Genomic DNA, 5,330 nt, shown 5'->3' with positions numbered 1-5,330 from the left:
ATATAGTTATCATAAGAATCTTTTTCAAGCATAAACTCAAAATCAGCATCCACCGTAACATCATTTTCGGGCATAGTAAATATATACTTGCCGTCTGAATTTGCTTTAATCTCATTATCATTTACAGTTATTTTGGTAAGTTTCAAATAAGACGGAATTTTATCCGTTTTAATCTCTACACTTGTATCTGCCATTGCGTTCGCTGCAACCGTGATATAATTTGGTTGATTATTTGTGATTGTAGACGGGAAAACCTGTTCTTCCTCAGTTAATACCGGGATACCGTTCTCTGACTTCCAATAAAGTAGCTGTGTATCATTAGGCTTATTTGCTCTTGCATACAAATTAAGGCTCATAAGAACATCTTCCGATACTATTTCTTCGCTTGTTTTGGCAAAATCTCTTACTGTATAATGTTCTGAATTGTTAGTCAGATGTCCGAAATCACCAATCTCGCTGTTTATTGTTCCGGTGTAATAACAATTTCCAAAATCATCATTTTTTCCGTTTTTTTCGCCAAAAAGACCGCCGATATGATTACCGTCATATTTTATTGTTACCAAGCCGGGCCTTTAGGTCTTTTGGAAAAATGTACCCTTTGGGATAAAATACCGCTTGCTTTCTGTGTTATTGAATTGGTTTTTGATGAAAAAGGTCACGGTGTTGATTTTGTATTCAGATATTGCAACGAAATGATGGCAGATGTAGAAGGCATACCCATCAGTGAGATGATTAACCGCTCATTTTATGAAGTTTTTGAAAACGGTGATAAAAAGTGGTTGGTTACATATGCCGATGTTGCCCTCAACGGCAACAAGCATACTCTGACCGATTACAGTCCTGAAATTGACAAACATCTTACCATTTATTGCTATCAGCCTATCCCCGGATATTGTGCCTGTATTTTAATTCCCAAATAATTATTCTTATGCACAGATATGTTTTTTGTACTTATTTTTGCTTAATCAAAAACAGACAGAAATTCATTTTGAATTTCTGTCTGTTAAAAGCTATTTTAATTCTTTTAAAATTTCAATTAAAAATTTCCATGTGCGTTTGGTAGAAGCTATATCAAGTTTCTCGTTCGGAGTATGAATTTCTAAAATATTAGGTCCTATTGATACTGCATCGAGATTATTAATTTTATCGGCAATAATACCGCACTCCAACCCTGCGTGGATAGTTTCGATTTTAGGCGTTCTGTCATATAAACGTTCAAATACAGCAGTCATAGTTTCTCTTAATTTTGAATTTTCAGCATATTCCCATGCAGGATAGCTTGCGGAATGTTCAAATGAACCGCCAAGTGATAACACTAATTCATCTAAAATGTCCGATTGTTGTTCTTTTTCATTCTTCAAATTGGACCTAATCATAAAACTTGCTTGAAATGTATTATCCGCTAACGAAACAACGCCTAAGTTCAGTGATGTAAGCACTTCATTTTTATTGTTAAACTTTAATGCGGTAGATTTTGTATTTGTAAGAAATGTTATTATTTTATCGGTACTTTGTTTTGAAAGTTTTTTGCTGATTTCAGTTTCTGAAAAAGTTATTTTCAAGTCTTTTTCTGTATTGATTAATTCTGATTTTATGTTTTTGACTATGTCTTTTAATTTCGATGTATCCTCTATACAGATTACGGCATATGCTTGCTTAGGTATGACGTTTTCTCTAACTCCCCCATTTATATCGCAAACAGAAAATTTACAATCTTGTGATAACTCATAAAGTATTTTCCCTAATAATTTGATTGCATTTTCACGTTGCTTGCCAATATCAATACCACTGTGTCCTCCGTTTAAACCGCTTATTTCTATACGCAAAGTGTTATTGTCACTGTTTTCAAATTCTATCGGAATATTGGCAGTATAAATCATTGCACCGGCACAACCGGCGGTAAAAATGCCTTCATCTTCACTGTCAATATTAATTAAACGCTTACCTTTCAGATATGACGTCTCAAGCTCAGCCGCACCTAAAAGACCTATTTCCTCATCTCTTGTTATAACTGCCTCAATAGGCGGATGAGGTATATCGTCTGAAGCAAGAATTGCAAGTATATAAGCAACCGCAATTCCGTCGTCACCGCCAAGCGTTGTACCGTCAGCCCATAAATATTCACCGTCGGTACACAATGTCAAGCCCTCTTTAGACATATCAATAGTGCAATCCGGTACTTTGTCACACACCATATCCATATGACCTTGTAAAATAATAGGCTCACTGTTTTCAAACCCTTTTGTACCGTCTTTAAAAATTATAATATTTCTGCCGGAATCGTAAATTGCTTTAAGATTATGTTCCTTTGCAAAATTCATTAAATATTTTGATATTTCTTCTATATTTCCAGAACCATGCGGAATATTCGATACTTCCTTGAAATATTGAAATACTATCTTAGGTTCTAATTCATTATAATCCATCTTTTTCACCTCAACTATATTATATCACATTTATTTTATAAACAAAACAAATCAGAGTATATTTCAACTCTGATTATAATTATTTCTTCAAAAACTCGATAACACGTTTCTTTATATCATCCAATGAATTATCCAAACCGTGTCCTTCACCTTCAATTAATACAAGTTCGGTATTATGCGGCATACATTCTTTATATCTGCGAGAACCGATAACTCCAACTGCGTCATCGGCAGTACCATGTATGATCAGTGTTTTACCACAGAACATTGATGTAGTTTCATAAATCGGCAATGTTCTTGCAACTCTAAAATACATACCGCCGACTTCATAATGATTACCTTCATTATCTTTTACAGGGAATTTATCCGGTACGTTTATCATATCATACGGAGTACCGAAACACGAGCCGATTAAAGAATCGTCTTTAATTGTTGCGGCAGGAGCAAGCATTATAAGTTTACTGATACATTCACGATAATATCCCGCCATCATACCGCCAACCAAAGCACCTTGAGAATGACCGAGTATATTTATTTCGGTAACAAAATCAAGTCCTCTGACATAATCAATTATTTTAGCGGCATCAAGTATTTCGCTTAATACATTCATATCACAAAATTCACCGTCACTGTCGCCGTGACCGTCAAAATCAAACCGTATTGTTGCGATACCGTTATTCAGACATTCGTGTGCAATCTGATAAAACATCGATTTATCATCTTTGCCTATATTCGCCATAAATCCGTGAAATATAATAAGTATCGGACATTTTTCAACGTCCGGCTTTAAAAGTTCGCCTCTCAAAGTTAATCCGTCACGCTTTAATGTTACATTCATAAACTAAACCACCTTAAAATAAAATATAATACAATTATATCATTTTATTTGCTTTTGTAAAGCGTTTTTTGTCAATAGTTTCTTATATGTTAAGTCTATCAAAAATGCTCCCAACGGTGCGGTGATTATTATTGACAAAACCGCAACGGTTAAAACTGTTTCACCGCAATTTAATCCCATAGAAAGTGGTATTCCGCCTATTGCGGCTTGAACAGTCGCCTTTGGCAGATAAGCTATCATACAGAACAGTCTTTCTTTTAAGTTGAGATTTGTTTTCAACATACAAATAAATACGCCGAACATACGGAATAGCAAAACTAAGAATATCAATATAATTGCGGCTACTCCCGCTTTAAGTGCGTAATCAATATTAACGCTTGCACCGACAAGCACGAATAATAATATTTCCGCAACAACCCATAGTTTGTTGTATCGCTGAGAAAGACGTTGAGTCGCCTCTTTTCTGACTTTTTGCAAAGAAATACCTATGCACATAACGGCAATAAGCGATGAAAACGGCACAATTCCACCGTAAGTATCTTCAAATGCAACAAGCAAAAACGACACGCACATTAAAATGATTATTTTTACCGTATCTCTGATATGTGCTTTAGCAAAAAATTTGCCTAACACTATTCCGACAAAAATACCGACAGTTATACCCAATACAATGGATATTGGGATTTTTACAAAACAGACAGCAGACATATCTCCTGTTTGCGACAGACCGAGAAATGCAGCGAAAAGAACTATAACAAACACGTCATCAACCGACGCTCCGGCAAGTATAAGTTGCGGAATGCTTTTATCTTTACCGTAGCCGTTCTCTATTAAATTCAGCATTTTAGGCACAATAACCGCAGGTGAAACCGCACCTACCACTGTACCCATAACTGCCGCGTCAACTACGGATATTCCTAACAATTTAGGTGCAAGAAGTATCATACCTATTATTTCAAAACAAGCCGGAACAAAGCACATCATTATAGCAGGTCTGCCGACTTTTTTCAATTCCGACACATTGAGCGACAATCCGGCTCTTGCAAGAATTATAATTAATGCAATTTTGCGTAATTGTGCGGATATTTCAAGAATTGATGTATCAATTAAATTCAGTGCATACGGTCCTATTATAATTCCAACAGCCAACATTCCTATAAGTGACGGCAATCGCAGTTTTTTGCATATTCCGCCAAGTAACAGACCGAACAATAAAATGATTGCTAAACTAAAAAACATAAATATTCCTCCATAAAATACAGAAAAAGCTGATGTTTCTGCATTAAAAAATAGTGCAGAAGTCATCAGCTTAAATAAGCGGTTTTAGTATTATACTAAGGGAGAACCTCATTCCCTTTATTTAATTCTTGAATATTATATCAGATTTATTTGTGAAAATCAAGTCCTAACTTAAATATTTACTATAATTGTTCCAATATCAACTAATTTACCGTCTTTAAGCGGAATAATATCAACATTATATTTATGGCAAAACACCTTAATTTGTTCACTGTCGGGGTGAGAATTAATGTCACCGTTTACAGCAAGCGTGCTATTATCTATAAGTCCCGTTGCTCCACCAATAAAGCCGTAATCAAGTTTTCGCAATTCAATATGACCTGATGATATTTTTAGGACATCTATTCCCTTTTGTGCCACTGTCTTGGCTATTCCGTTATCAGACGTTATAATTGCATTATTGTCTACAATACAAATATTGCATTTACTGTACCCCTGCTTGACGTTAATAATTTCTTTATTGTGACTATCAAGAATCGTTTTATCAGTATATGCTTTATTACAAATAACATAATCTTTTAAAGCCGTAGCATTGTACCACACGTCATACGGATATTTTGAGTCTATATTGTTTTGTCCTTTAATTAAAGTACACTTTTTAGGCATATATTTTTTGTAATGTTCATATGTTTCGGGAGCAGATATAAAACAATTATTTCCGATATAGTGAATTTGAATATCTGCGTGGGTTGCAACGGAGTCATACAGATTATCAATCTTTAAAGTCGGAATTACTTTGATATTTAATTTTTCAAGAGTATATACAG

General features: G+C 34.7%; 6 protein-coding genes and 1 riboswitch. Of the genes, 1 reads left to right on the top strand and 5 read right to left on the bottom strand.

What is annotated here, in order from left to right; all coding sequences use genetic code 11:
- Positions 1-563: hypothetical protein (locus ACLTU0_RS10650; RefSeq protein ID WP_412322418.1), on the bottom strand; the 563-nt coding region annotated here is incomplete at its 3' end.
- Between the two features lie 18 nt (positions 564-581).
- Between ACLTU0_RS10650 and ACLTU0_RS10645 the strand changes: the two genes are divergently transcribed.
- A complete protein-coding gene (locus ACLTU0_RS10645; RefSeq protein WP_412322416.1) occupies positions 582-920 on the top strand; it encodes a hypothetical protein in 339 nt (112 codons plus the stop codon).
- Positions 921-1,010: 90 nt separating this feature from the next.
- Here the strand turns inward: ACLTU0_RS10645 and ACLTU0_RS10640 are convergent, their stop codons facing one another.
- The 4 genes from ACLTU0_RS10640 to ACLTU0_RS10625 form a co-directional block, all read right to left on the bottom strand.
- Positions 1,011-2,426 (bottom strand): aminoacyl-histidine dipeptidase, encoded by a 1,416-nt coding sequence (locus ACLTU0_RS10640; RefSeq protein ID WP_412322414.1) that lies wholly within the window; start codon positions 2,424-2,426, stop codon positions 1,011-1,013.
- A gap of 79 nt (positions 2,427-2,505) precedes the next feature.
- Entirely contained in the window at positions 2,506-3,264 is a 759-nt protein-coding gene (locus ACLTU0_RS10635; protein ID WP_118446286.1) for an alpha/beta hydrolase, read from the bottom strand.
- Positions 3,265-3,303: 39 nt separating this feature from the next.
- On the bottom strand, positions 3,304-4,503 hold the full coding sequence (locus ACLTU0_RS10630; RefSeq protein WP_412322412.1) for a cation:proton antiporter: 1,200 nt from the start codon (positions 4,501-4,503) through the stop codon (positions 3,304-3,306).
- A 49-nt stretch (positions 4,504-4,552) separates the two neighbouring features.
- A riboswitch (Fluoride riboswitch) is annotated at positions 4,553-4,628 on the bottom strand.
- Positions 4,629-4,674: 46 nt separating this feature from the next.
- The coding region (locus ACLTU0_RS10625; RefSeq protein WP_412322411.1) for a DUF6873 family GME fold protein at positions 4,675-5,330 on the bottom strand (656 nt) is incomplete at its 5' end.

The organism is Hominilimicola sp., from assembly GCF_046972485.1.
Lineage (GTDB): Bacteria > Bacillota > Clostridia > UBA1381 > UBA1381 > Hominilimicola > Hominilimicola fabiformis.
Note: the sequence above shows the minus strand (reverse complement) of the source record. Positions and strands in the feature narration are given on the sequence as shown.

Bases quoted from the DNA above. Each gene is read 5' to 3' on its own strand.
- ACLTU0_RS10630 (WP_412322412.1), bottom strand. From the start codon at position 4,503: ATGTTTTTTAGTTTAGCAATCATTTTATTGTTCGGTCTGTTACTTGGC.
- ACLTU0_RS10635 (WP_118446286.1), bottom strand. From the start codon at position 3,264: ATGAATGTAACATTAAAGCGTGACGGATTAACTTTGAGAGGCGAACTT.
- ACLTU0_RS10640 (WP_412322414.1), bottom strand. From the start codon at position 2,426: ATGGATTATAATGAATTAGAACCTAAGATAGTATTTCAATATTTCAAG.